At 65.9% G+C, this 287-nt stretch carries 1 protein-coding gene; it reads left to right on the top strand.

The genetic code is table 11. The annotated features are described in order from the left end of the window. Positions 1-287: DUF924 family protein (locus tag N7568_RS22975; protein WP_261612037.1), on the top strand; the 287-nt coding region annotated here is incomplete at both ends.

Raw genomic sequence — 287 nt, 5'->3', positions numbered from 1 at the left:
CGGCGCATATGGCAGCAGCCGCGCGCCGGCTCGATGCCTGGCTGGATGACCCCTCGGGCGCGATCGCGCTCATGATCCTGCTGGACCAGTTTCCCCGCAATGCCTACCGGGACACCGCGCATATGTTCGCCACCGACGCGCTGGCGCTGCATTTCGCGGAACACGCGATCGCCGCGGGCCATGATCTGGAAGTCGATGCGTCGCTACGCCAGTTCTTCTACATGCCGTTCGAGCATGCCGAGAGCCTGGCTGCACAGAACCGCGCTGTCGCCCTGATGGAACCGCTG

Source organism: Paenarthrobacter aurescens (assembly GCF_025421775.1).
GTDB classification, from domain to species: domain Bacteria; phylum Actinomycetota; class Actinomycetes; order Actinomycetales; family Micrococcaceae; genus Arthrobacter; species Arthrobacter aurescens_B.
The sequence above is the reverse complement of the archived record's forward strand: the minus strand, read 5'-3'. Positions and strand labels throughout refer to the sequence as shown.